Source organism: Aldersonia kunmingensis, from assembly GCF_001646865.1.
GTDB classification, from domain to species: Bacteria; Actinomycetota; Actinomycetes; order Mycobacteriales; family Mycobacteriaceae; genus Aldersonia; species Aldersonia kunmingensis.
In genome coordinates this window covers 27407-53715 of sequence record NZ_LRRB01000028.1, presented here as the reverse complement: position 1 = coordinate 53715, position 26309 = coordinate 27407, and the positions used below count along the sequence as shown (strand labels likewise).

Sequence of the window (26309 nt, the reverse complement as noted above, 5' to 3'; positions counted from 1 at the left end):
AGCCATCACACCAGCGGCTCCCTCGGTGAGCGCCGCGAGCAGGTAACTGTCCCAGCCAACGAAGGTTGAGATGACATCGCCGTAGTTGTGAATGAGTTGGCCGGCCTGGGCCATATCCCCGCTGGTGTCCTTGATGTAGCGGATGTTGTCGACCTCGCGGGCGAGTTGGCCGACCACATCGGGGGTCATGTTGACCCCGGTTGCGGCGGGCATGTTGTACAGCATGACCGGGATCTTCACGGCGCCCGCGACAGTCCGCAGGTAGTCGAGGGTCTCGTCCATGGTGAGCGGCTCGTAGTAGGGCGCGACGACCATGACGACCGATGCGCCTGCGGCCTCGGCGTGGCGCGTGAGTTCGATGGCCTCGGCGGTGCTCACCGCGCCGGTTCCGGCGACGACGGGGACACGTCCGGCGACCTGGTCGATAACGGTCTCGACGACGAATCGCCGTTCCGCGTTGGTCATCGCGGCGAACTCTCCGGTCGATCCGCAGGCGACGACGCCGTCGACGCCGCCGTCGATGGTGCGGTCGACGAGGCGCCGCAGCAGATCCTCATCGATGCGGCCGTCGGCTGCGAATGGTGTTGCGAGCGCGACTAATACGCCGCTGAGTTGCGAGGACATGATTCTCCTTGAGTGGGAAGTATGGGGAGGTTGGTGGTGTCAACGGCCGACGGCCATGGGCAGCTCGGCTGCGGAGATTCCGCGCTGGCGATCCGTGGCCAGCAGGCTCTGTGCGTCCTGAGCGGCGGCCAATCCGGTGCCGATGGCGGTTTCGGTGTAGAGCGTGCCGAGGTAATCGCCGGCCAGGAACACACGGCCACCGCGCCGGGTCAGCGTGGGCTGCAGCTTCGCGCGGCCCGGGAAGCAATACGGCGCGCCGGTCGGCCAACGCTGGATCTCGGCCTCGACGACCTTGTCCGAGAAGCCCGGCAGGATCTGGTCGAGATCGCGCAGGTATGTCTCGCGGATTCCGTCGTCGTCGAGTTCGAGGAGCTGACGGGCAAGGCTGGCGGGGGAGAAGGTCATGATGCTGCTGCCGGGCTGCCGTTCGCGCTCGTAGCCGCGGACGACGTTCGACATATTGAGCATCACGTTGAATGACCGCTTGGGTGTCGCGATGGCGTAAGAGTCGTCCCAGACCTGCCGTTCGGTTTCGTTGGTCAGGAACGCGGCGCTGACGTAGGGCCCGTACTTGACCTGCGAGAGCGCGTCGCGGATGTCGGCGTCGAGGTCGACGGCAACGCGATGGCTCACGGTCGCGGGTGTCGCGAGTACGACGCAGCGGGCTTCGACTTCGCGCTCGATGCCGGCCTGGCGATAGCGGACCACGACCGAGTTCTTCTTGTGCACGATCTCTTCGACCGCCGAATTCAGTTGCACGCGATCGGACAACGCGGCGGCGATGCTCTCGGTCAGGGTCGACGGTCCGCCGACAATGCTCTGGCTCAGTCCCGCGCCGATGTTCCAGACGAGGCTGAAGTATCCGACGCCGGCGCCGGCAGAGATCTCGTCGAGGTCGGCCGAGGAACGGGTGATGGTCGGCTTGAAAAGCGCCTCAACATCTTCCGGGAGTTCGCCGACATAGTCGGTGAAGGAGCGGTCATTCATGAAGTTGTAGACGCGCTGCTGGCGCGAGGCTTCGTCTTCACCGTCGCGGAGCCCGACGATCTTCGCGTATTTGGCAACGGCGAGACCGACTTTCGCGCCTGTCTTCATCAGGCCCATCCGCGAGGACCACGACATCGGAATGCGGAACGGGTAGCTCTCGATACGGCCCTTCACCAGCAGCTTGCCGTTCACGGCCAGTCCGGAGAGGGAGCCGGGGACGGCGACAGAGTCGACGCCGGTGTCGTTCAGCAGCCATGAGGTCCGCGAATTTCCACCGGCGTAGACGTGGCCACCCCAGTTCATGAAGTACGGCCCGCGGCGCTCCGACCGGATGCGACCGCCGACGCGATCTCCCGATTCGAGCAGGACAGTGTCCCAATGGCGAAGCCGCCAACTGGCGGCCAGACCGGCGATACCGCCTCCGACGATCACGACGTCCTTCATGGACTGTCCTCCTCGTTGATCAAGAGCAATTGAGCTGACTGTTTCGGTGGATTGCCTGCGCCCGGGACAGGAAGTCCCGGCGTGCGCCGAATCGCGCCGATCTCCGAATCGAACGACCGTCAGCCTTCGAGCATGCGGCTGAACGACTCGGTTCCATGCCCTGAGTCTAAGATGTGATTACAGATCACACAAGCGTGAGCGTTAATTGGATCACATGAAACAGCAGTCGGTACGATGTGATCTGTGGTCATATCCAGGCGGGCAGAGCCCACACTTCTGACCGACGAGGTCTACTCGGCGATCTACGAGGCGATCATGAGTGGCGATCTGCCTGCGGGTTCACGGCTGAAGGTCCGAGATCTCGCGGCGCAGGTCGGCACCAGCGTGCTCCCGGTACGCGAGGCAATCCGGCGACTGGAAGAAGCCGGGCTGGCTGAACGATCGCCGCACAAGGGTGCGGTCGTGAAGGGCTTGACGCTCGAGGAGCTCGTGCACGTCTACGACGTTCGCCGCGTACTGGAGGTCGAGGCGGCGCGCGCCGGCGCCGAACGGATTACTCCCGAGGATTGCGACAGGATGGCGGCCGACTACGACGCGATGCGAGTGGCGCTGGCCGAGGGGCGGGTGGCTGCCTCACTCGACCTCGACGAGTCCTTGCTGACGATCCTGTACCAGGCCTCGGGTAATCCCGTTCTGGTGGAGTTGATTCGCACACTGTGGAACCGCAGCCGTGCCTACAAGCTGGTCGGACAAGACTATTCGGTTGCAGACGATGCGGTGTGGAAGTACCAGCTCGATCTGATCGCGGCCGCACGCAAGAACGACGCGGATGCCGCTGCGGCGGTCAACGACGCATCGCTCGTCGACGCGACCAGCCGCATCAAGGGGCTGTTGGCGGCACAGCCGCCGGCCGCTCCGTAAGACATCCGGCTATCGAGCGTGAACGTCGGCCCGTGGTGTCGGGTGACGACCGAGAGCCGCGCTCTCCGCGAGTGTGAGTCCGCGCGTCTCCGGCGCCCAGCGCAGCGAAACAGTCGCGCCCGCAAGGGTGATGGCTGCGGCTATGAGCATCGTTGTGGCGGCCCCGAGTGACACAAGGGACCAGGGCACGAGAAAAGTGCCGAACGCCGCGCCGATACGACTCAGCGACGAGGCGAGACCGACAGCGACACCACGTATCTCGGTCGGAAACAGCTCGTTGGGGTACACCTGCTGCATGATCTGCGTGCCGCCGATCAGGAGGGCGTAGGCCGCGAACAGTCCCATTACGGCGAAGGTGGGTGCGCCGGAGAATGTGCCGATCAGTCCCAATGCGATGCCCGACCACAAGAAACTGTGAATGAGCAAGGGACGTCGGCCCATTCGGTTGACCAAGAACGCCGCGATCACGCAACCGACCAAGAGCAGCAGAGTGATCACTGCCGAACCGAGCCGTGCAACATCCCCTTCGAATCCCATCTCGCCGAGAATGGACGGCGCGAAGGCATACATGGCGAACAACGGAATGATCGCGCAGGTCCAGAAGATGGTGACGAATGCGATGCGTTTGCCGTAGCCGGACCGGAGCAGCGATCGCAGGTCCACCTTCCCGTGGACTTCGTCGTTGAGGTCGGCGACCGATACGCCGGTTCCCAGTACCTTCTGCAAAGCCACGTTGGCCTCGTCGAACCGCCGCTTCCCAGCCAGCCAGCGCGGAGATTCCGGCATGCCAAGACGGGCGAGCACAACGAGCGTTGCGGGCACTGCCGCGCTGGCGAGCATCCACCGCCAACCACTCTCGCCGGTTCGGGAGAGCGCCTCGCCGACGATGTAGGCCGTCGCGGCGCCGACGAACCACATGGTGACGAAGAATCCGAACAGTGGCCCGCGGTACTTGCGCGGGGCGAACTCGGAGAGCATCGACCCCGCGGTGGGATAGTCGGCGCCGATCGCGGTTCCTATCAGCAGGCGTAACGCGATCACCCACCAGACATTCGGTGCGAAGAACAGCGTCACCGAGCACGCGACGACCGCGATGAGGTCGAGCCTGAAGAGCGTCCGCCGTCCGTAGCGGTCGATGAGCGAGCCGCCGACGAGAGCGCCGATCAGGATTCCGACGAGCGTGGATGCGCCGATCAGGCCCTGTTCGGACGCGGACAAGTGCCACTGATCGTCGAGTTGGACGAGCGCTGCACCGATGATCGACAGGACATAGCCGTCGAGGAACAGGCCGCCCGATGCACCCAGCGCCAAACGTTTGTGGAAGGCGCCGAGCGGCGCATCGTCCAACGGATGGGTTGTCATCGTTGCTGGTTGTGCATCACATGCTTGGTGCGCGAGTAGTCGTCGAGCGCGTAGATGGACAGGTCGCGGCCGTAGCCCGATCCCTTGAAGCCACCCCATGGCACTTCGCTGGCAAGCACGAGGTGGTCGTTGACCCAGACGGTGCCGAAGTCCAGTCGCGACGGGACGTCGTGTGCGCGGCGTGCGTTCTCGGTCCACACCGATGCCGCGAGGCCGTACGGCGTGCCGTTCGCGCGCGCGATGGCGTCGTCCTCATCGGTGAACGTTTCGATGGTCACGACGGGTCCGAAAATCTCCTCGCGCGAGCACTCTGCGCCGTCGGGAACGTCGACGAAAACGGTTGGTGCGATGAAGTATCCGGCTCCGGGGAGCGGTGTCCCGCCGATCGCGGCGCGGATTCCCTGTTCGCGGGCTCGGTCGAGATATCCGCACACCCGGTCGTAGTGGGCCTCGGAGATCATGGGGCCGATCTCGATGGTCTCGCCGCCGCCGGGTTCACCCACCACGAGAGATCCGACTGCTTCGACGAGGAGTTCGGTAAACCGGGCCGCGACCGATTCATGGACGAGTACCCGGCATGCGGCACCGCATTCCTGGCCCGCGTTCCAGAATGCTGCCGTGCGCAGCGCCGAGGCGGCTTCGTCGAGGCGAGCGTCGTCGAAGATGACGACCGGCGCCTTGCCGCCGAGCTCGAGGTGTACTCGCTTGAGGGACTCGGAAGCGCTGCGCGCCACAGCCTTTCCGCTACCGACCGAGCCAGTCAGGGCGATCATGTCGATCTGCGGGTGCCCGGACAGGCGGCTACCAACGACCGAGCCGCGGCCGGTGACGACGTTGAACACGCCGGCTGGGAGCAGATCCGCGACGAGTTCGGCGAATTTCAACGTGGTGAGGGGTGTCTGCTCGGATGGCTTGATCACCATGGTGTTGCCGGCCGCGAGGATCGGCGCGATCTTCCACGCCGCCATGAGCAGGGGATAGTTCCACGGGGTGACGACGCCGATGACGCCGAGCGGCTCGCGCAAAACAACGGACAGATGGCCTTCGGAGTACGTGGCGGCCGCCTGCGAGGTTGTCGACCGTGCTGCGCCTGCCATGAAGCGGAACGTGTCGATCGTTTGTGCGATGTCGTCGTGCGACACCGGCAACGGCTTACCGGTGTTTGCCGACTCGAGCCGTGCCAGCAGGTCGGCGTTGTCTACGACCCGGTCGGCGATCCGGTGCAGGATCTCGGCGCGTTCCTTGGGGACCAATCGTGCCCAATCGCTTTGGGCGGCAAGCGCAGCGGCGACAGCACGATCGACGTCTTCCTCGGTGCCCACGATGACCGTACTGACAACCGATCCGTCCGCAGGGTTGACGACATCTATCCGGTCACGTCCGGCGTCGGCCGTGAACTGATTGGCGATGAAATGGCCCGTGGCGGGGAGGTCGGACTCGGAAACCAGGGGAGTGACCTCACCGCGGTGCACTTCGTAGGTGGCGGGTTCGATGGTCTGGGTCATTCGAATTGCTCGTTTCTGGTGGTGAAACTCGGTTCGTGAATGACGCGGTGGCGCGTCATTCACGAACCGGGGAAGGGGATTGTCAGGCGGCGTGCGCGGCGGTGCGGGCTACCGGCCCGTCAACCGACGAGCATTCGCCCAGGGTGAGTCCGCGGGTTTCCGGCGCCCACATGACCGAGACTCCGGCGCCGACGAGGGTTATGACGCCGCCGATGATCATCGTCGTACCCGTGCCGAGGTGGGTCAGCGAGACCGGGACGAGGTACGTGCCGAGTGCTGCGCCGATGCGGCTGAGCGAGGACGAGAGGCCGACGGCCGATCCGCGGATCTCGGTGGGGAAGAGCTCGTTCGGGTAGATCCACTGCAGGATCTGGGTGCCACCGATCGCGACGGCGTAGGTAGCGAAGAGGGCCAACACAACCCATGCCGACGAGTTGGTGAACAGGCCCAGCAGCAGGAGTGCAAGACCGCCCCAGATGAAGCTGTGGATGATCAGTGGACGGCGTCCGGCGCGGTTGACGAGGAACAGGCCCACGAGGCAACCGACGAGGAACATGATGGTGATGAAGGCCGATCCGACCTGCGCGAGATTGCCGGTGAGCCCGAGTGCGCCGAGGATCTTCGGTCCGAACGCGTAGACGGCGAACAGCGGAACGATAGAGCAGGTCCAGAAGATCGTGATGAAGGCCATCCGCTTGCCGTAGCCCGACTTGAGCAGAGCGCTGACGCGGATGTTCTCGTTGATCTCCTCGGGGAGATCGTCCACGCTCACGTTGGGCCCGAATACCTTGCGCAGCACGCTGTTTGCCTCGTCGATGCGGCCCTTCTTCATCAGCCAGCGCGGCGACTCCGGTGTACCGAGCCGAAGTAGAACGATGATGATGGCGGGCACTGCGGCGCTGGCCAGCATCCAGCGCCAGCCATTCTCGAAGTGCAGGAGTGCTTCGCCGACGATGTAGGCGGAGGCGGCTCCGACAAACCACATGGAGACGAACGCTCCGAGGAGCGGGCCGCGCCACTTGCGCGGTGAGAATTCGGCCAATAGTGAGGTGGCAATCGGATAGTCGGCACCTACGGCCATTCCGATCAACAGTCGCAACACGATCAGCCAGAACACGTCACCGACAAAGAACTGGGCGATCGAGCAAAGGATGATCGCGGCGAGGTCGATCGTGAACAAAACCTGGCGGCCGAAGATATCGGTGAGCCATCCGCCGAGGAAGGCGCCGAGGAAAATACCGATCAACGCCGACGCGCCGACGAGGCCTTCTTGCGCGGAGCTCATGTCGAATGCCGGCCCGATCTGGACGAGCGCGACGCCGATTATCGACAGAACGTAGCCGTCGAGGAAGGGCCCACCCGAGGCGTAGAGCGCCAGCTTCTTATGGAAGCGGGAGAGCGGGGCGTCGTCGAGGGGGTGAGCGTCATTTCGCTGCTCCAACCCGCCACTCGCGTTCTGCATGGCGTACCTCCAAAGCTGCAGATTAAGAATCCCACGGTTGGTGTGATGGCAATCACCCTAAGTTGTGATCACAGATTACGCAACAGATGAGATTTGTGATCACGACAATCGGTGAAAGGTTTTCTGCGTTCGGAGCGCAATGCGAGATAGCTCGCAATGCGAACGATTTTCTTGGCGCAATCCGGACATGTGGAGTTACCTGCTAGATATGCACTTGCAGGAGCACAGCGCCGCCTCTCCCGATCAGGACGCACCCGCGTGGTACTTGGATGCGATCGCACAGCCTGCAGAGGAGGCGTCCGTCGACGTCGACGGGACGCGCATCGCGCTGCGGTGCTGGGGTCCAAAGGACGCGGAATCCGCGGTGGTTCTCGTGCACGGCGGTAGCGCGAACTCCCGGTGGTGGGACCACATCGCACCGCTGCTCGGCGACGATCGGCGTGTCCTCGCCCTCGATATGTCCGGGCACGGGGACAGCGACCGGCGCGAGGCGTACTCGCTCGACTACTGGTCGACGGAGGTTGCCGCGGTGTGCGCGATGGCCGACCTTCCGCCCAACCCGATCCTGGTCGGGCACAGCATGGGCGGCTGGGTAGCGCTCAACACCACAATCAACCAGCCCGACCTCGTCGGCGGTGTCGTGGTGCTCGATTCGCCGATCCGAGAGTTCAGCCCCGAGGAACAGGCCGCGATGGACAGTCGCGCCTTCGGCCCACTGAAGGTCTATCCCGACCGCGACGAGGCGATTGCCCGGTTCAAGCCGGTGCCGAAGCAGGAAAACAACCTGCCATACGTGCTAGCGCACATTGCCGAGACGTCGCTGCGGGAAGTGCCCGGCGGCTGGAGCTGGAAGTTCGATCCGCAGATGTTCGGCCGCAATATGCCGCGGCCGGAGTGGCTGAACAAGGTGGACGCCCGGGTCGCGCTGATCAGATCGCAGTTCGGACTCGTGACTCCGGCCATCGGCGATCAGATGTATGAGCTGCTCGGCCGCCGCGCGCCGGTGTTCGAGCTTCCGCTTGCCGGCCATCATCCGATGCTCGACCAGCCGATTGCACTGCTCGCGGCCCTGCGGGCGATCCTTGCGGACTGGGAGCACTCCTCGCCGATGCCCGCGCGCTGAGCTCGGTCGGGTCAGGTCCGTTCGGCGAGCTGTTTGAGGTTTGCCAGCTGGCGGCGGGCCATGACTAGATCCCCGAGACAGAGGAATGGGCCCAGCAGGCGCCACTTCGGCTGTGCGACTTTGAGGACGAGCCGGGTCGCGTCGGCGCCGTCCGGTATGAGGACGTAGGACATGACTGCCCCCATGATTGTGGCCGTCAGATGCCGCCCCGGGTCCAGCGCGAGGACGCGGCCCTGCGGCCGACCGCCGGTCGCCGTGAACGCATCCCCCGGTACGGGGTCAGGCAGCAGTTGCAGCTCGCGTGGTGACCGCCGGCCGAGGTTGTCGATCCAGTCGTAGGAGTACGGCGCTAGTCGTAGCTGCACGATCCACCGCCACACGCGATCGGGTGTCGTGTAGACCGTGACGCCGCGCCACGCTGCCATCACCGGATTCGGTACGAACTCGTCGCACGGGTACGGCCGGCTCATTTCGGCATCCGTCACACCCCATCGGTCGCCGATCATGCCGATCGCTCGTATCGCTGCACGGGAATAGCGTATTCCCGGTTCGGTGCCGGTCTGTGCGGCAAAGTTGCGAGCATGACGAGCCCCAAGGTTCCGAACCCGGCGGAAATCCTGGCCGCCGCTCAGGCCGCCGCCAAGGCTGCCGCGGAAGCGGCGCAGGCCGCTGCGGGAGCAACCGTCGACTCCGCGATCCGGCTGCCGCCGGCGTCGGCTCGCCTTGTCGCCGAACTCCCCGATCTGATCGACAACCTCGCGAGCACTCTGGAGCGACTCAACGAGGCCATCGACCGGTGGGAACGGATGATGGCATTGATGGACCCGATGTTCGGTGCACTCGACCGGCTCATCCCGCAGCTCGAGGCACTGGTGTCCGTGGGGGACAACGTGGCCCGCACGGTCGGCAAGTTCCCGGGCATGGGCACGCTGGGAAGGGTCACCGGCCTAGCGGCCGAGCCCGAACCTGAACCTGAACCGCCGGCACGCAAGGGCAAGGGGAGTTCCGGACAGCGGCGGAAGTAGGCCGCGCTTCACGGAGGTCGGCCGCGCTTCGAGGAAGTAGGGCGCGCTTCCCGGAATTAGGGCGCGCTTCGCGGGTGCGAATTGTGTAAATGGGGGCGAAGCTTTGCCCATTCGAACAAGTTTTGCTCGCGTTTGGCGGGCCTTCGCGGGGGCGAATTGTGTACACGGGGCCGAAATTTCGCACCCGGGTGGAAGTCTTGCACTCACGAAGCGGGGGATGAGGCTGCAGGGACGCATGCGCGCGCCGCGGCCGAGGCCTTGAGCACCATCTCGTGGTACTCGTCCTCCGCGACCGAATCGAGCACGATCGCCCCGCCCGCACCGATCCGCCATTGACCGCCCGCGCGCACCGCGGTCCGGATGACGATATTGAGATCCGCCGTCCGGTTCAGGGCGAGGAAGCCGATCGTGCCCGAATACACCCCGCGCGCTTCGGTTTCCAGGGTGTCGAGAATCTCCATCGTGCGCAGCTTTGGTGCGCCGGTCATCGACCCGCCCGGGAAGCACGCCCGCAGAACGTCGATCGCGTTCAGTCCCGGGCGCAGCGTGCCGCGGACGGTCGAAACGAGTTGGTGCAGAGTCGCATAGGTCTCGGTGACCATCAGTTCGGGTACGTGCACCGTGCCGATCTCACACACGCGGCCGAGATCGTTGCGCAGCAGGTCGACGATCATGAGGTTCTCGGCTCGGGTCTTCGGATCGGCGGCAAGCGAGCGGCGCAGGAAATCGTCCTCGGCCGGGTTGTCGCCGCGCGCGGCCGTGCCCTTGATCGGTTTGCTTTCCACCACCCCGCAGCGATCGAGTTTGAGGAAGCGCTCGGGCGACGAGCAGGCGACCTCGACGTCGTCAAAGCGCAGGTAGGCCGCGTACGGGGCGGGATTGCAGCGCCGCAGCGTGCGGTAGAAATCGATGCCTGCCGTGATCGCAGGGGACCGCATGCTGTCGGTCAGGCAGATCTCGTACGACTCGCCCGAGCGGAGTGCGCGATCGCACGCGGCGATGTCGTCGAGATAGCGCGCGCGTCCGCGGGTCAGCGCCGATTCGACCGCGGTGGTGTCCGGCTCGACGAACAGTGTCGGCGGGTTCGACCAGTCGGGCACCGCGGCCAGCGCGTCCCGTGTTGCGTCGAGCCACTGCGTGGCCGAGCCCGGTTCGTCATCGAGCTCGAGCGCGATGAGATACGTCGCGTTGGCGACGTGGTCGACCGCGACGAAACGGTCCGCGAAGATCAGCCGGGCATCGGGAACGTCGGATTCGAACTGGTTGGGCGATCCGCAATCCGCCTTCGTCTCGTATCCGAAGTAGCCGACGTATCCGCCGGTGAAGTCGAATGGCATTGGTGCGCAATCGATCTTGCGGCGACCGAGCTCCGCCGAGAGATAGTCGAAAATCGTCGCGTGATGCACGTCGGCGCCACCGTCGCGGTGTACCCGCACGGTCGTGGTGGTGACGTCATAACCGATCACCTCGGCATGCGGGCCCGACGCGTCGCCGAGGAACGAGAAGCGGTCGAGGCCCGGTTCGACGTGCTCGCTGTCGAGCCAGAATGTCGTGGGCGAGTCGGCGAACAGTCGGTCGAACGTGGCCTCGGTATCGACTGCCCTGTCCAGGCGCAGCGTGCGGGCACGGTAGGTGCGCCCATCCACGTCCGGCCGCGAATGATTCGGTGCCGCCCGTGAATCCTGTTCGGTCCGCCGCCGCCTCGATCCGTTGGAAAGTGCCTGTGCTGTAGTGAGTTTGGCGAAATTGCGGAGGAGCGTCGCGCCGTACTCAGCGGCGACCGACTCGGGGTGGAATTGCAGGCCCCATTGCGGGCGACTCCGGTGCCGCACTGCCATGACGACCCCGTCCGGGGTACGTGCGGTGACCTCGAGCTCGGCTGGGAGCGGTTCGATCGCGCACAGGGAGTGGTATCGCACCACGGTGAAATCCTGTGGGACACCGGCGAAGAGATCGCTGCGGTCGTGGTGGACCGGGTCGAGATAGCCGTGCCGCGGTGTCGGCGCGGGGTCGATCTGTCCGCCGGCCCCGACCACGATGCCCTGATGTCCGAGGCAGATGCCGAGCAGGGGAATGGACGCCTCGCGGACCACCTGCGCCGAGATTCCGAAATCGCGGACGTTGTCCGGCCGGCCCGGGCCGGGGGAGATCACGACGTTGTCGAATGAGTCGAGGTCCAGATCCACAATATCGGCGACGTCGTCGTTGCGGACCACGACGGGTTCGGCTCCGTTCACCGAGCTCAACAGCTGAAACAGGTTGTAGGTGAAGGAGTCGTAATTGTCGATCAGCAACGTCCGCATTGGGAGAAAAGCCTACGCGCCCGCCGCGATGAGGGACGCGAATGGTCTGCATCGGAGCCCCGCGAGCGGCGGTATTCGGGCTGTCGGTGTGAGCGCTGTCACGCCGGTGCGGCACAATCGCGCCATGTCAACTCAGCAGCAGCCGGCCGACGTCGATCGGGAGCTCGTGGACTTCGACATCGTCGCGGACTGGATGGATCAGCAGGGGCTTGCGACGGGTCCGATCGAAAACGTTGCGCCCATCGGCGGCGGCACGCAGAATGTGCTGCTGAGATTTGCCCGCGGTGGAGAGGAATTCGTGCTGCGGCGCCCGCCGAAGTACCTGCGGCCCAATAGCAATGAGGTGCTGCGCCGGGAGGCAATTCTGCTCGCCGCGCTCGCGCAGACCGACGTACCCACGCCGACACTGGTCGCCGCGTGCCCTGACGAATCGGTGATGAACGGTGCGGTCTTCTACCTGATGCGCCCGATCGAAGGCTTCAACCCAGGCGTCGAGATGCCGCCGCTGCATGCCGGGGACGCCGGCGTCCGGCACGACATGGGACTGTCCGCGGCGAAGGCACTCGCCGATCTGGGATCGGTCGACTACGTCGCCGTCGGCCTTGGCGACTACGGCAACAAGCCGGAGACCTTTCTGGAACGGCAGGTGTCACGCTGGCTGGGCGAACTGGAGACGTACTCCCGCAATGAGGGCTACCCCGGCCCGGACATCCCCGGAATCGACCACGTCGCCGATTGGCTCGAACGCAACCGCCCGACGAATTGGAGCCCGGGCATCCTGCACGGTGACTGCCACATGTCGAACACGATGTTCCGCTACGACGGCCCGGAACTCGCCGCATACGTCGACTGGGAAATGTCGACGATCGGCGACCCGCTGCTCGACCTTGGCTGGCTGCTGGCGACCTGGCCCGATGGAAAGTCGGCCCTCGACGGGCTTGCGGGGGCGTATGCCGCCTACGGCGGTTTCGCGACCCCGCAGGAACTCATCGCGCATTACGCCGCGAACTCGGATCGCGACCTGAGCGCCATCGAGTGGTATCAGGTGCTGGCCTGCTTCAAGCTCGGCATCGTCCTGGAGGGCACTCACGCCCGTGCGTTTGCCGGGAAGGCCCCCAAGGAGGTGGGCGACCGGCTGCATGAGCTGACGCTGGGCCTGTTCGAAAGGGCCAGGTCACTGGCCGTCTGAGGGTAAAACAGGACCCCGCGTTACCGATTGGTACTAGAACGTGTTTCAGTTCTGTCGTAGTGTGTTCAATCACAAGCAGTACGACCGAGAGGCGAGAACGCAATGAAGACCAAGGGCGCCATCCTGTGGGGCGTGGATCAGGACTGGTCGATCGAAGAGATCGAGATCGGCGACCCGGTTGCCGGTGAGGTCCAGATCCAGCTCGAGGTGGCCGGCATGTGCCATTCGGATCACCACATCGTCACCGGTGCCACCCCGATGCCCTCGTACCCGGTGATCGGCGGCCATGAGGGCGCCGGTGTCATCACCAAGGTCGGTCCCGAGGTTCACGATCTCGAAGTCGGCGACCACGTCGTGCTGTCCTTCGTGCCGTCGTGTGGCCGTTGTCCCGCGTGCGTGTCGGGCAACATGGCGCTGTGCGATCTGGGCGCTGGCCTCCTCTCCGGCCAGGCGATCAGCGACGGCACCTTCCGGATCCAGTCCAAGGGCGAGAACGTCATCCCGATGTGCCTCCTGGGCACCTTCTCGCCGTACATGACGGTGCACCAGAGCTCCGTCGTGAAGATCGACAAGAGCATCCCGTTCGAGGTCGCAGCGCTCGTCGGCTGTGGCGTGCCGACCGGTTTCGGTTCCTCGACGCACGTCGCCGACGTGAAGGCCGGCGACACCGTCGTCATCATGGGTGTCGGTGGTGTTGGCATGAGCGCGCTGCAGGGCGCGGTCGTCTCCGGTGCCCGCCGCGTGATCGCCATCGATCCGGTGGAGTTCAAGCGCGAGCAGGCCATAAAGTTCGGCGCGACGCACACCTACGCCTCGGCTCAGGAAGCCATGGGCGGCATGTTCGAGCTCACCGAGGGCCGGATGGCCGACAAGACCATCATCACGGTCGGTGAGATGAAGGGTGAGTACGTCGAAGAGGCGCTCACGCTCACCAGCAAGGGCGGCACTGTGGTCGTCACTGCGATGGGCCACATGATCGACTTCGACGTGAAGATGAACTGCTTCCTGCTGTCGATGCTGCAGAAGACCGTCAAGGGCTGCATCTTCGGTGGCGGCAACGCCCGTCAGGACATTCCGTTCCTGCTCGAGCTGTACAAGTCGGGTCAGCTCAACCTCGACGACATGGTCACCCGGACCTACTCGCTCGAAGAGGTCAACCAGGGCTACAAGGACATGCTCGAGGGTCGCAACATCCGCGGCATCATCAAGTACTCGGACGCCGATCGCTGATCGTCCGCGGCTGAGCTCAGCGGAGTGAACGGAAGCGTTCACTCCGTTCAACGCAACAAATCTTCCGTTCACGGAGGACAACGAGGACGGCAGTGCCCCACCGGCACTGCCGTCCTTCGTCGTTGACAGCGGTAGGTTTTCACCCGTGCAGAGTCTGGATCGGGTGCGGGAATGGTCGGTGGACAATGTCGCCGGCGCGGTGGTCACACCGGACGGCGTGCGTGCCACGGTCGGTGACACCGAGCGGGTGTTCGCGCTCGCTTCGGTCACCAAGCTGCTTGCCGCCTACGCCGCGCTGATTGCGGTGGAGGAGGGCGCGATCGAACTCGATCAGCCGGCCGGACCGGAGGGTTCGACGGTGCGGCACCTGCTCGCCCATGCCTCCGGCCTCGCATTCGATGCGCCGCGGGTGCAGGCCGAGCCGGGTACGAAGCGGATCTACTCGAGTGCGGGGTTCGAAGTGCTTGCCGACCTGATCGGGACCGAGACAGGAATCGAGTTTCCGGAGTACCTGGACCAGGCCGTGTTCGAGCCGCTTGGGATGACCGGCTCCGGGCTCACCGGCAGCGCCGGCCACGGCGCCCAGTCCACCGTTGCGGACCTCGCCCGGTTCGCGAGCGAGTTGCTCTCACCGCAGCTCGTTGCGGGGGAGACGCTTGCGGACGCGACGACGGTGCAGTTTCCCGGCCTGGCCGGCGTGCTACCGGGGTACGGCTCGCAGCGCCCGAATGACTGGGGACTCGGATTCGAGCTGCGCGACGATAAGGCGCCGCACTGGACCGGCACAAGCAATTCGCCCCGCACCTTCGGTCATTTCGGTCAGGCCGGCACGTTCCTCTGGGTCGACCCGGCGCTGTCGGCGGCCTGTGTCGTGCTCACGGACCGGCCCTTCGGGGACTGGGCGAAGCCGCTGTGGCCACAGCTGAGCGATACGGTTGCGGCGGAACTCGCGGGCTGACTGTCATTTCGCCGCGCGCCGGAGACGGGACAGCGCGGCCAACAGACCGGCGAGCAGCAAGCCGGGACCGACGATCCAGACCCCACGGGAAAGCCACCACTCGGTAGTCGGCTCGCTGGACAACGTGAAACCAGCGCGCTCGTACAACCACAAAAACGCCACGAGTGCGGTCATGTGCCAGATGAACACGGGCATGGTGACGCCATTCGCGCCCACTACCGCCCGCCACGGTCCGCGCTGTTGTAGCCAGGCGTTGAGCCCCGACCGGACGAGCATCACCAGGCCGAGTTGGAAGGTTGCGAGTGCCACGATCGCGGCGGTGGTCGGGAACATGTTGCTGGTGTCGTCGCCCCGCATGGCAACCATCGAGTGCGGATAGGGACCGAGCGTCGTCAGAATGATCAGCGCCGCGAATCCCGCAGCCGCCACGGCGGCGGCGCGCGGCCAGCCGCCCGCGGCCAGCGTGCCGTCCCGCCAGAAGTAGCCGAGCTGGTGGCAGAACAACCACACGCACGCTGAGCCAACCAGTCCCGGTGCCGCCCCGCCCCACCCCGGCCCCAGCCGGAGGACGTCGGCAGCGAGAACCGCCGCAGCGAGTATCAGCGGCACCCGCCAGCCCCATGCCCGATGCAGGCGCGCCGTGATCGGCACCGCGGCGACGACGGCGGCGTAGACGCCGATGAACCACAGTGGGACGAAGACCACGATCCCCCAGTCGAGCACGCTGCGCCGCCCGGTGGCCTGCACTGCGAGGTCGAACACCAGCCACACCGCGAGAAAGGGTAGGAGTGGCAACAGCAGTCGACGCATCCGCGCCCCGAGGAACCTGGCGGCACCGCCGCCGTCGCGGGTGATCGCCTCCCAGCCGGCCAGGTTGGCGTAGCCACCAACGAAGAAGAACACGGGCATCACCTGAAGTACCCACGTCGCGGCCCATGTGCCCGGCAGGTAGTCGATCGGGTTCGGCATGACGAGCTCGTTGCCATTCCAGTGCGTGATCGACAGCGACCAATGCCATAGGACGACAACGCCGATACTCGCGGCCCGCAGGAAGTCGACGACCCGATCACGCGTCGCGGGCGTCGCGGCGACCAGCACGTCCAGACTGGGCAGCTCGCCGACGGGGCGAGACCCAGCACCGGTTCGTCGTCCTTGTTGCTCCAGCATCGGCATCCTCAGGTGTGCAGGCCTACGTCGTCGGGTAGCTACTCGCTTCATTCGGCGCCGCAGTTACAGGCCCAGCGATCACCAGGCTCAGTGTTGGGTCCGACGTCGTCCGATCGTTTCACCTGTATTCGTTTACGTACGGAAGTCGCGCGCGATACCCCGTCGATGGGCGAGGATGAGCGACGAACAAGGGGAAATGTTGGTCTCAAGGCCCAAACACGCGGCCAATTTGGCGCTAAGGTGGCGCAACACACGTAACACAAGGCACACTGGTCTCTGTAGTACCTAAACTTTCGGATTTCGACGCAGGCCGTTGGGGAAGACGTCCCTCGTCGAGCCGGAGGTGTTGTGAAGGTGCGCGCATTGAATCAGTTCGCCGATGCGACGACCGGAGTGGTGTTTGTCCACTCATCTCCGGCCGCACTGTGCCCGCATGTCGAATGGGCGCTGTCATCGACCCTCGAGGCACCGGCCAACCTGAAATGGACCAGTCAGCCGGCCTCCGATGGCCTGCTCCGCGCGACCACCGAATGGTATGGCCCCGTCGGCACGGCCGCGCGGCTGGCCAACGTACTGCGGTCGTGGAGCATGCTGCGCTTCGAGGTGACCGAGGATCCCAGCGAGGGTGTGGACGGCGAGCGGTACAGCTTCGTGCCGGGCCTCGGGCTGTGGCGGGGGAGTACCAGCGCGAATGGTGACGTCGTAGTCGGCGAGATGCGGCTGAAGGCGATGCTCGAGGGTGGCAGCGAGCGGCTCGCCGCCGAGTTGGACACCGCGCTCGGTACTGCGTGGGACGACGCGCTCGAACCGTTCCGCAGCGGTGGCGAAGGCGCCGAGGTGACCTGGTTGCGCCGCAACGTCGGCTGATCGCTGCGGGCTGCGACAGTCGGCCGACCTCGGTCTTTCTCCGCGCTAGTTTGGCCCGCACGAGCATCGGGCAACCGTTTCGGGTGACTGAGAACACAGCGACACCCAAGGACGAACAACCGCCGCCCGACACTGGCGATGAGGCAAAAGCCCCTCCCAAACCTTCGGACGAGGATGTGGAACGGTCCAAGAAGAAGATGGCCGAGATCGATGCGAAGTACGAACCCGGTGCGCGCCAGACAGTGGTGGTGCCCGGCTCGAACGGCATGGTGTCGGGTACGGCCTTCGACGGTCTCGTCGAGAACGACGAGGAATGGGACGGTAACCGCAAAGACGACAAGACCCGGGACCGGTAACCCGGTCCCGGGCCTCGCCTCTTCACCAGCCGCCAGCTACAGCGGAATGTTCTTGTGCCGACCCCGCCGCTGCGGGGCGGCAGCAAGCGCCGCAGTGATGGTGCTGCGGGTTCGCTTGGGTTCGATGATCTCGTCCACCACGCCGATCGATATGGCCCGGCCGACACCGCCGGCGATGGCCTCGTGTTCGGCGGCCAGCCGGTCGTGCAGCGCCTCACGCTCGTCGTCGGGTGCGGCGGCGAGCGCCTTCTTGTGGAGGATGCCAACGGCGGCCTTCGCGCCCATGACCGCGACCTCGGCCTCGGGCCATGCGTACACGGCGGTGGCACCCAGCGCGCGGGCGTTCATCGCGATGTAGGCACCGCCGTAGATCTTGCGGGTCACAAGGGTCACGCGGGGGACCGTAGCCTCGGCGAACGCGTGCAGCAGCTTGGCGCCGCGGCGGACTACGCCCTCCCACTCCTGGCTGACGCCGGGCAGATAGCCAGGCACATCGACGACGACAACGAGCGGCACGCCAAACGCGTCGCACATCCGCACGAACCGCGCGGCCTTCTCGGCGCTCTCGGAATTGAGGCAGCCGCCGAGCCGAATCGGGTTGTTCGCGATAACCCCGACGGTGCGCCCGCCCATGCGGCCAAGGCCGACGACGATGCTGCGCGCCCAGTTGCCCTGCAGTTCCTCGAAGCTCGATTCGCCGTCCACGTTGTCGAGCAGTTCGTGCACGATCGGCTTCACGTCGTAGGCGCGCTTGGCAGATTCCGGCATCATCGCGCGCAGGTCGGTGTCGCCGTGCTCGGCCGCGACCTGATCGAACTCGCCCTGGTCGGATAGCATCGAGACGAGCCGACGAGCGCGGTGCATGGCATCGGCCTCGTCGTGGGCGGCGATATGCGCGACACCGGACTTCTTGGTGTGGGTGGCCGGACCGCCGAGCGATTCCATGTCCACCTGTTCGCCCGTCACGCTGCGGACGACGTCCGGTCCGGTGACGAACACGCGGCCCTCGGGGGCCATGATCACGATGTCGGTGAGCGCCGGGCCGTATGCGGCACCGCCGGCGGCGAAGCCGAGCACGACGGAAATCTGGGGGACCAGGCCGGAGGCCCGGACCATTGCCTCGAAAACAAGGCCGACGGCGTGCAATGCCTCGACACCCTCTGCGAGGCGTGCGCCGCCCGAGTGCCACAGGCCGACTACCGGAATCGTCAAATCGATGGCGGTATCGATCGCGTCGACGATGCGCTTGCATCCGTCAACGCCCATCGCGCCGCCCATGACGAGCGGGTCGGAGCAGAAGGCGACCGTGCGGCAACCGTCGACCTCGCCGAGGGCAGCCAGTACGCCGGATTTATCGCGAGAATGCAGCAGCTTGACCGTGCCCGCATCGAAGAACCGCTCGAGTCGATTTTGGGGATCCCGCGGATCAGTGGTGGCCTCGGACTTGTTGGGCGCCACGATCGTCATGATGTCTCCTCGCCGGCCAGATGCTCGCGCGGGCCTGATGTGAATGCCCGCCCGGGGTTGGTGCGGTGGAACGGGTGGTGCGGGTGGGCCGCAGTTGCCTGCGACCCACCCGACCGAGCTATCGCCGGGTCAAACCCGACCGAATGCGAGTGCAACATTGTGTCCGCCGAAGCCGAACGAGTTGTTGATCGCGTAGTCGATCTGGCCGCGACGGGGTTCGCCCCGCACCACGTCCAGGTCGATTTCCGGATCCTGGTTCTCCAGGTTCAGGGTCGGCGGAACGATGCTGTCGCGGATGCTCAGCACCGTCAGAGCCGATTCCAGCGCACCGACTGCTCCGATGGAGTGTCCGAGTGCCGACTTCGGTCCGTAAACCGAAGCGTGGTTGCCGACGGCCTTGTTGATCGCGTTCGCCTCTGCCGTGTCCCCGATCGGGGTGGCAGTGGCGTGCGCGTTGACATGCTGGATGTCCTTTGCGGTGAGGCCTGCGGTCTGAATCGCCCGCGTCATCGCACGCGCCGCGCCCGTTCCTTCCGGATCGGGAGCCACGATGTGGAAGCCGTCCGACGTGATGCCGGCACCGAGGATTCGCGCGATCGGCTGCGCACCGCGAGCCCGAGCATGCTCCTCGCTCTCGAGGACCATCAGCGCGCCCGCCTCACCGAAGACGAAACCATCGCGGTCCTTGTCGAACGGCCGCGAGGCACCCTTCGGATCGTCGTTGCGAGTGCTCATCGCGCGCATCATCGCGAATGCCGCGATCGGCACCGCATCGATGTGCCCCTCGACACCACCGGTGACGACGATGTCCGCATCGCCCATCACGATCATGCGCCAGGCGTTGGCAATCGCCTCGGAACCCGACGAACAAGCCGACACCGGAGTGATGACGCCGGCACGAGCCTCGAGCTCGAGACCGACGACGGCCGACGGGCCGTTCGGCATGATCATCTGAACCGCGAGCGGCGACACCTTGCGGAAGCCGCCGTTCTTCAGCTTGTCGACCGAGTCGATCAGTGCGTCGCCGCCACCGAGCCCGGTGCCGATCGCGACTGCGAGGCGGTCCTTGTCGACCTCCGGGCTTCCGGCGTTCTTCCACACCTCGCGACCGAGGATGGTCGCCAGCTGTTCGACGTAGGACATCCGGCGCAGCTCGACACGGCTGAGCACGGTTTCGGGCGCGACCTTCAGCTTCCCGCCGATCCGAACCGGGAGGTCGTACTCCGCGACGAAGGGCTGATCGAGCACGTCGATCCCGCTCTCCCCGTTGAGCAGATTCTTCCAGGTCGTTTCGACGTCACCCGCGAGCGACGTGCTCGTGGCAAGCGCCGTCACTACGACGTTGGGAAAATTCCCATTCTTGGTGGAAGGTCCCGACACTTCGGCCTCACTCGTCCTTTGCGTCGAGCTGCGCGCGGATGGCGTCGGCGGCTTCGGAGTTCTCCGACTCGAGCTTCTGGATGTAGTTGACAGCGTCACCAACGGTGCGCAGGCCAGCGAGGTCCTCGTCCGGGATCTTCACGCCGTACTTGTCTTCGGTCTGAACGGCGATCTCCACCATCGACAGCGAGTCGATGTCGAGGTCATCCACGAAGGACTTCTCGATGGTCACCTCGGACGGCTCAATGCCGGTGACTTCCTCGATGATCTCCGCGAGACCGGCAATGATTTCTTCCTGGGTGGCGGCCACTTTGGTGGCTCCCTTCTTCTTTGGGGTTGGAACTTTGATTTCGAGGAGTTGCCCGGCACTTCACCGGTCCTCGGGTCTGAAAGATCAGATGCAGTGGGTGCTGCTCAGCCGAGTCCTCCGTGCTCGGCGACTGCCGGGAGATCCCCGGGGGTCTTCAAGGCGACGGTCGGGGTGCCGCGCAGCTCGCGCTTCGCGATACCGACGAGAGTGCCTGCGGGAGGAAGTTCGACGACTGCCGAAACTTCAGCGGACCGCATCGTCGCGGTGCACAGATCCCAGCGCACGGGGCGAGTGACCTGTGCGGCCATCTTCTCGATGGCATCGGCGCCGGAGGTGACCGGCTGGCCGTCGTAGTTGGACAGCAGCGTGAGCTTCGGGTCCGACGGCGTGATCTTGGCGACCGCCGCGGTCACCGCGTCCTGCGCGGGAGCCATGAAAGCGGTGTGGAACGCGCCGGCGACGGGCAGCGCACGCACGCGGGCCTTCTCCGGCGGGTTCGCGGCGAGTTCGGCGAGTGCGTCGAGCTTGCCCGCGGCGACGATCTGACCAACCGCGTTGCGGTTCGCAGGAACGAGGCCGAGCTCGTCGAGCCGGGCGAGGACGACTTCCTCGTCGCCGCCAAGCAGAGCGGACATGCCGGTGCGCTCGAGTGCGCACGCCTTGGCCATCTCGGCACCGCGGATCGCGGCGAGATTGACGGCGTCGTCGGCGGAGATCACGCCGGCCACCGCTGCGGCAGCAAGTTCACCGACGGAGTGCCCGGCCACGATCGCCTCGGCGGGCGCGTAGCCGGCCTGCTCCAACTCGATGAATGCGAGCAGAGCGGCCGCGACAACGAGCGGCTGTGTGACCGCGGTATCGGTGATTTCCTCGTCCGATGCGGTCGTGCCGAGTCGCTCGAGATCCAGGCCGGACGCCTTGGACCACAGGGTCACTCGATCACGCGCACCAGGCAGATCGAGCCAGGGAATGAGCATTCCCGACGTCTGGGCACCCTGGCCGGGCGCAAGCAGCGCTATCACGTCTTCTAGGGAACACTGTGAACCCGCGCTAGTGACGTGTCGTGAGGCATGAAGCTTTTTGAGCTGTTTTGTGGGATCCCCACAAACCTGCAGGACGGTCGCCCACATCGGCAAGGGTCGGTTTCGCGTTACCGGCTAGATGCGACACCCGAGTCTTGTGTGACTGATGTGACAATCTTGAGCGATTCGTTACCTTTTTGCGTTCAATCGGCCCAGGGTGGCGGCAATTCGAAGAACATAGGCGTCTCTCGGGTTTGTCGGGTCGCGCCCAGTAACCTCGGCGATTCGCTTCAATCGGTACCGCACTGTATTTGGATGAACAAACAGGAGGCGGGCACAGGTTTCGACTGCTCCGCCGCTGTCCAGATAGGCGTCCAGCGTCTCCCCGAGGGCCGGTCCAGCGGCCGCGAGCGGTGCCACCAGATACTCGTTGAGCGCGTCCACAGCGGCCGAATCGCCTAGGAGCGCGCGCTCGGGAAGCAGTTCGATTGCATGCACCGGACGCGGTGCACCGCGCCACCCGATCACGGCCTCGATACCTGCCAGGGCCTCGACGGCACTGACGTGCGCGGCGCCAAGCACCGGCATGGTCGGGCCGATCACGACCGGCCCATCGGAGAACGCGTCGAGCAGCTCCGCCATGAACGTGGCGCTCGACGGCGCGCCGGACAGATGGCCGCTCACCACCGTCACGAGGCGCGAACCCTGCACCACCGCGAGCGCGGCCCGGCCGTGCTTCTGCGCGATCGTGTGCACCGAACCGATAACCGACACGCCCTCGTCGGCCGGCGGCGTGCCGACCAGGACGGTGGCGGGCGCGGTGGCGTCCCAGTTCAGCGTCGCCGCGCGCGACAACATGTCGGAACCGGTGTCGCCGCGGACCACCGCGTCCACGACGATAGCCTCGAGCCGGGTGTCCCACGCACCGCGCGACTCTGCGGCCGCCGCATATACCGACGCGGCGGCGAAGCCGAGCTCGCGGCCGTACCGGAGTACAGCCTCGGTCAGCGCAACGAGCTGGCGCTCGTTGCGAGCCAGCGCGGGAAGCCACTGTTCGAAGAACTCCATCGCGACGCGGACCATGTCGACCGTCTGACTCAACGTCAGGCGGCGCGCGAGATCCTGCGGAACGAGTTGGAAGGCGTCGAGGCTGAACCGAATATCACTGCCGGGGTTCTGCAGCCATTCCAGGAAGTTGACCACCGCTGTCTGCACGATCATGTGCACGCTGGCGCGCTGATCGGCGTCGAGGTCGGAGAAGAAGTCCAGCTGGTCCTGCATGGACGCGACCGCCTCGGTGGACAGCCGTCCCGAGAACTGCTTGACCCGGCGCAACAGCGTGTCGGGCAGCGGATCGCGTACCTGCTTCACCGCCGCCAGTGCACCGGTCGGAAGGAAGACCTCGCGCTCGGATGTGATCGGCGATACCGGGCGTGGCGGGCGCGGCCTGCTCTCGGATGTCACTCCTACAGTCTCCCGTCACCGTCCAACGCCCGTGTCGCCGCCTGCGACCCGGTTCATTGTGGACTGTCGGACGGTGCGGTGGGGATGTTTCCTCACCGCACCGCCCAACGTCACATCTCAGGCGCTTCCGGGATCGGCCATCGATGTCGGCGCCGCGAGTGCATCGTCGATCCGGTACTTGGCCGCCGCCTCGACGGCGAGCGACCGGTCCACCGAACCTTCGCGAGCGAGGCCGGCCAGGGCCGCGACCACGATCGAGTGCGAGTCGATATTGAACACCCGACGTGCCGTCGTACGCGTATCGGAGAACCCGAAACCGTCTGTGCCCAGCGTCGTGTAGTCGCCCGGCACCCACTGCCGGATCTGGTCCGGCACGGCACGCATCCAGTCCGAGGCCGCCACGAACGGACCCGACGCGCTGGACAGGGCCTTCGTCACGAACGGCACCGGAGCGTCCTCGCCCGGGTTGCGCAGCGCGTGCTGCGCGGCTGCGATGCCGTCCCGGCGCAGCTCGCTCCACGACGTCACCGACCACACGTCGGCGTTCACGCCCCACTCCTCGGCGAGCATCTCCTGCGCCTTGAGCGCGTCGGGGATCGTGACGCCCGAGGCGAGCAGTTGGGCTCGTGGAGCGGAGCCTGCGGAGCTCCCATCAGATGCTGTCGCGGACCACTCGGCACCCTTTTGGTAGAGGTAGATGCCCTTGAGCAGACCCTCCACATCCAAGTCCTCCGGCTCCGCCGGCTGGTGGTAGGGCTCGTTGTACAGCGTGATGTAGTAGAAAACATCCTCGCCGCCGAAGCCCTCGACGCCTTCGGTCCCGCCGTACATCCGCCGTAGTCCGTCCCGCACGATGTGCGCGATCTCGTGGGCGAACGCCGGGTCGTAGGCCACCGCTGCCGGGTTGGTCGACGCGAGCAGCAGCGAATGCCCATCGGCGTGCTGCAGGCCCTCGCCGGTCAGCGTGGTGCGGCCCGCGGTGGCGCCGAGCACGAAGCCGCGCGCCATCTGGTCCGCCGCCGCCCACAGGCCGTCGCCGGTGCGCTGGAACCCGAACATCGAATAGAAGATGTACACCGGGATCATCGGCTCGCCATGCGTCGCGTACGAAGTGCCGACCGCGGTGAACGACGACGTCGAGCCGGCCTCGTTGATCCCCTCGTGCAGGATCTGGCCGATCGGACTCTCCTTGTAGGCGAGCATGAGCTGCGCGTCCACCGAGGTGTAGAGCTGGCCGTTGCGGTTGTAGATCTTCAGCGACGGGAACCACGAGTCCATACCGAAGGTGCGGGCCTCGTCCGGAATGATCGGCACGATCCGGCTGCCGATTTCCTTGTCGCGCAGCAGTTCCTTGAACACGCGCACGAGGGCCATCGTGGTGGCGATCTCCTGCTTCCCCGACCCCTTCTTGAACGACTTGTACGCGTCGTCACCGGGCAGCTTCAGCGGCTTCGCGGCGGTGCGCCGCTCGGGCAGGAAGCCACCGAGCGCGCTGCGGCGCTCGAGCATGTACTTGATCTCCGGGGACTCGGGTCCCGGGTGGTAGTACGGCGGCAGGTACGGATCGCGCTCGAGGTCGGCGTCGCTGATCGGGATCCGCTCGCGGTCGCGGAACGCCTTCAGATCGTCGAGCGTCAGCTTCTTCATCTGGTGCGTCGCGTTGCGGCCCTCGAAGTGCGGGCCGAGCGTGTAGCCCTTGATCGTCTTGGCGAGGATCACGGTGGGCTGGCCCTTGTGCGCCATCGCTGCCGCGTAGGCCGCGTAGACCTTGCGGTAGTCGTGGCCACCACGCTTGAGGTTCCAGATGTCCTCGTCGGACAGGTCCGCGACGAGTTCCTTGGTGCGCGGATCGCGCCCGAAGAAGTGCTCGCGCACGAAGCCGCCGTCGTTGGCCTTGTAGGTCTGGTAGTCGCCGTCCGGGGTGCTGTTCATCAGGTTGACCAGCGCTCCGTCGCGGTCGCCCTTGAGCAGGGCATCCCACTCGCGGCCCCAGACGACCTTGATGACGTTCCAGCCGGCGCCGCGGAAGAACGACTCGAGTTCCTGGATGATCTTGCCGTTGCCGCGGACCGGACCGTCGAGGCGCTGCAGGTTGCAGTTCACGACGAAGGTCAGGTTGTCCAGGCCCTCCGTGGCCGCGACGTGTGCGAGGCCGCGCGACTCGGGCTCGTCCATCTCGCCGTCGCCGAGGAACGCCCAAACGTGCTGGTCGCTGGTGTCCTTGATGCCGCGATCGTGCAGGTAGTGGTTGAACCGAGCCTGGTAGATCGCGTTCATCGGGCCGAGGCCCATCGAGACCGTCGGGAACTCCCAGAAGTCCGGCAGCAGCCGCGGGTGCGGGTACGACGGCAGGCCGCCGCCGTCGGCGGCGTGGCTGTACTCCTGACGGAAACCGTCCAGCTGCGCGGCCGGGATGCGGCCCTCGAGGAAGGCGCGGGCGTAGATGCCGGGGGAGGCGTGGCCCTGGATGAAGATCTGGTCGCCACCGCCGGGATGGTCCTTGCCGCGGAAGAAGTGGTTGAAGCCCACCTCGTACAGTGCGGCGGACGAGGCGTAGGTGGAGATGTGGCCGCCGACGCCGACGCCCGGTCGCTGAGCGCGGTGCACCATGATCGCGGCGTTCCAGCGGATCCAAGCGCGGTAGCGGCGCTCGACTTCCTCGTCACCGGGGAAGAACGGTTCGTTTTCGGTCGGGATGGTATTGACGTAATCCGTCGAGGTGAGCGCGGGAATCGACACGCGGCGTTCGCCTGCGCGCTCGAGCATGCGCAGCATCAAATACCGAGCGCGGCCGGGGCCGGCGTTCTCGAGCATCGCATCGAACGAGTCCAGCCATTCAACCGTCTCATCGGGATCGGTGTCGGTCAGGTAGGACGCGACGCCTTCGCGGATTAGCCGTACACGTTCGCCATTGCCGTGCCCATTCGCCGAACCCTGTGGCGGGCCGGACGGTGGTGCACTGGAGGACGAATCGTGAATCAGGTCTGACAACGTCTGAGCTCCTTGTGTTGGTTGGAACGCGAGGTATGCGTTCCTTCCCCAGCGGGCTGCTCCGGGTATGGACGCCCGCACGCTGATCGGCGTACAGTCCATCCTTCCCCATAGAGCAGCGGAGGTCACCCGCTGACCTGGATTGATGAATC

At 65.7% G+C, this 26309-nt stretch carries 22 protein-coding genes; 8 read left to right on the top strand and 14 right to left on the bottom strand.

Annotated features, from left to right (window positions below; translation table 11 throughout):
- The coding region (locus tag A8G08_RS02630; protein ID WP_068269700.1) for a dihydrodipicolinate synthase family protein at positions 1–624 on the bottom strand (624 nt) is incomplete at its 3' end.
- 39 nt (positions 625–663) lie between these two features.
- Positions 664–2055, bottom strand: a complete 1392-nt coding sequence (locus A8G08_RS02625) for a flavin monoamine oxidase family protein (protein ID WP_068269697.1) — start codon at positions 2053–2055, stop codon at positions 664–666.
- Between the two features lie 249 nt (positions 2056–2304).
- On the opposite strand from A8G08_RS02625, the gene A8G08_RS02620 reads away from it, so the two are divergent.
- Positions 2305–2976 (top strand): GntR family transcriptional regulator, encoded by a 672-nt coding sequence (locus A8G08_RS02620; RefSeq protein ID WP_068269727.1) that lies wholly within the window; start codon positions 2305–2307, stop codon positions 2974–2976.
- Positions 2977–2985: 9 nt separating this feature from the next.
- Here A8G08_RS02620 and A8G08_RS02615 read toward each other — a convergent pair whose 3' ends face one another.
- From A8G08_RS02615 to A8G08_RS02605, 3 genes are all read right to left on the bottom strand, one after another.
- The gene (locus tag A8G08_RS02615; protein WP_068269686.1) at positions 2986–4338 is read right to left on the bottom strand and encodes an MFS transporter; all 1353 of its coding nucleotides are present in this window, start codon (positions 4336–4338) and stop codon (positions 2986–2988) included.
- Positions 4335–5843, bottom strand: coding sequence for an aldehyde dehydrogenase family protein (locus A8G08_RS02610; RefSeq protein WP_084435892.1), 1509 nt, complete (start codon positions 5841–5843; stop codon positions 4335–4337). The genes A8G08_RS02615 and A8G08_RS02610 overlap by 4 nt, the downstream gene beginning before the upstream one ends.
- 82 nt (positions 5844–5925) lie before the next feature.
- Positions 5926–7305 (bottom strand): MFS transporter, encoded by a 1380-nt coding sequence (locus A8G08_RS02605; RefSeq protein ID WP_068269683.1) that lies wholly within the window; start codon positions 7303–7305, stop codon positions 5926–5928.
- A 208-nt stretch (positions 7306–7513) separates the two neighbouring features.
- Between A8G08_RS02605 and A8G08_RS02600 the strand changes: the two genes are divergently transcribed.
- Positions 7514–8428 (top strand): alpha/beta fold hydrolase, encoded by a 915-nt coding sequence (locus A8G08_RS02600; protein ID WP_068269680.1) that lies wholly within the window; start codon positions 7514–7516, stop codon positions 8426–8428.
- Between the two features lie 11 nt (positions 8429–8439).
- On the opposite strand, the gene A8G08_RS02595 is transcribed toward A8G08_RS02600, so the two are convergent.
- Complete coding sequence (locus A8G08_RS02595; protein ID WP_068269677.1) at positions 8440–8934, bottom strand: polyketide cyclase; 495 nt, start codon at positions 8932–8934, stop codon at positions 8440–8442.
- A 75-nt stretch (positions 8935–9009) separates the two neighbouring features.
- Between A8G08_RS02595 and A8G08_RS02590 the strand changes: the two genes are divergently transcribed.
- Complete coding sequence (locus tag A8G08_RS02590; protein WP_068269674.1) at positions 9010–9453, top strand: hypothetical protein; 444 nt, start codon at positions 9010–9012, stop codon at positions 9451–9453.
- A 203-nt stretch (positions 9454–9656) separates the two neighbouring features.
- Here the strand turns inward: A8G08_RS02590 and pabB are convergent, their stop codons facing one another.
- Positions 9657–11756 carry an aminodeoxychorismate synthase gene (gene pabB / locus A8G08_RS02585; protein ID WP_068269671.1) on the bottom strand — a complete coding sequence of 700 codons (2100 nt, stop codon included), beginning with the start codon at positions 11754–11756 and terminating at the stop codon, positions 9657–9659.
- Positions 11757–11880: 124 nt separating this feature from the next.
- Between pabB and A8G08_RS02580 the strand changes: the two genes are divergently transcribed.
- The 3 genes from A8G08_RS02580 to A8G08_RS02570 all read left to right on the top strand — a co-directional run bounded on the left by A8G08_RS02580 (position 11881) and on the right by A8G08_RS02570 (position 15133).
- Entirely contained in the window at positions 11881–12945 is a 1065-nt protein-coding gene (locus tag A8G08_RS02580) for a phosphotransferase family protein (RefSeq protein WP_068269723.1), read from the top strand.
- Between the two features lie 102 nt (positions 12946–13047).
- Positions 13048–14175: an NDMA-dependent alcohol dehydrogenase gene (locus tag A8G08_RS02575; protein ID WP_068269668.1), complete on the top strand. Its 1128-nt coding sequence runs from the start codon at positions 13048–13050 to the stop codon at positions 14173–14175.
- A 145-nt stretch (positions 14176–14320) separates the two neighbouring features.
- Positions 14321–15133: a serine hydrolase domain-containing protein gene (locus A8G08_RS02570; RefSeq protein ID WP_068269666.1), complete on the top strand. Its 813-nt coding sequence runs from the start codon at positions 14321–14323 to the stop codon at positions 15131–15133.
- Positions 15134–15136: 3 nt separating this feature from the next.
- Here the strand turns inward: A8G08_RS02570 and A8G08_RS02565 are convergent, their stop codons facing one another.
- Positions 15137–16300, bottom strand: coding sequence for an acyltransferase family protein (locus A8G08_RS02565; protein WP_169823252.1), 1164 nt, complete (start codon positions 16298–16300; stop codon positions 15137–15139).
- Between the two features lie 354 nt (positions 16301–16654).
- Between A8G08_RS02565 and A8G08_RS02560 the strand changes: the two genes are divergently transcribed.
- Positions 16655–17167 carry a DUF3145 domain-containing protein gene (locus A8G08_RS02560; RefSeq protein ID WP_068269717.1) on the top strand — a complete coding sequence of 171 codons (513 nt, stop codon included), beginning with the start codon at positions 16655–16657 and terminating at the stop codon, positions 17165–17167.
- Between the two features lie 83 nt (positions 17168–17250).
- Positions 17251–17523: a hypothetical protein gene (locus A8G08_RS02555; RefSeq protein WP_068269662.1), complete on the top strand. Its 273-nt coding sequence runs from the start codon at positions 17251–17253 to the stop codon at positions 17521–17523.
- A gap of 36 nt (positions 17524–17559) precedes the next feature.
- Here the strand turns inward: A8G08_RS02555 and A8G08_RS02550 are convergent, their stop codons facing one another.
- From A8G08_RS02550 to aceE, 6 genes are all read right to left on the bottom strand, one after another.
- A complete protein-coding gene (locus A8G08_RS02550) occupies positions 17560–18990 on the bottom strand; it encodes an acyl-CoA carboxylase subunit beta (protein ID WP_068269658.1) in 1431 nt (476 codons plus the stop codon).
- A 129-nt stretch (positions 18991–19119) separates the two neighbouring features.
- Positions 19120–20370: a KasA/KasB family beta-ketoacyl-ACP synthase gene (locus A8G08_RS02545; RefSeq protein ID WP_068269657.1), complete on the bottom strand. Its 1251-nt coding sequence runs from the start codon at positions 20368–20370 to the stop codon at positions 19120–19122.
- Between the two features lie 7 nt (positions 20371–20377).
- Complete coding sequence (gene acpM / locus A8G08_RS02540; RefSeq protein WP_068269651.1) at positions 20378–20680, bottom strand: meromycolate extension acyl carrier protein AcpM; 303 nt, start codon at positions 20678–20680, stop codon at positions 20378–20380.
- Positions 20681–20784: 104 nt separating this feature from the next.
- The gene (locus tag A8G08_RS02535) at positions 20785–21702 is read right to left on the bottom strand and encodes an ACP S-malonyltransferase (protein WP_068269650.1); all 918 of its coding nucleotides are present in this window, start codon (positions 21700–21702) and stop codon (positions 20785–20787) included.
- A gap of 189 nt (positions 21703–21891) precedes the next feature.
- The gene (locus A8G08_RS02530) at positions 21892–23121 is read right to left on the bottom strand and encodes a PucR family transcriptional regulator (RefSeq protein ID WP_187344419.1); all 1230 of its coding nucleotides are present in this window, start codon (positions 23119–23121) and stop codon (positions 21892–21894) included.
- A gap of 162 nt (positions 23122–23283) precedes the next feature.
- Positions 23284–26157, bottom strand: coding sequence for a pyruvate dehydrogenase (acetyl-transferring), homodimeric type (gene aceE / locus A8G08_RS02525; RefSeq protein WP_068269647.1), 2874 nt, complete (start codon positions 26155–26157; stop codon positions 23284–23286).
- Between the last annotated feature and the right edge of the window lie 152 nt (positions 26158–26309).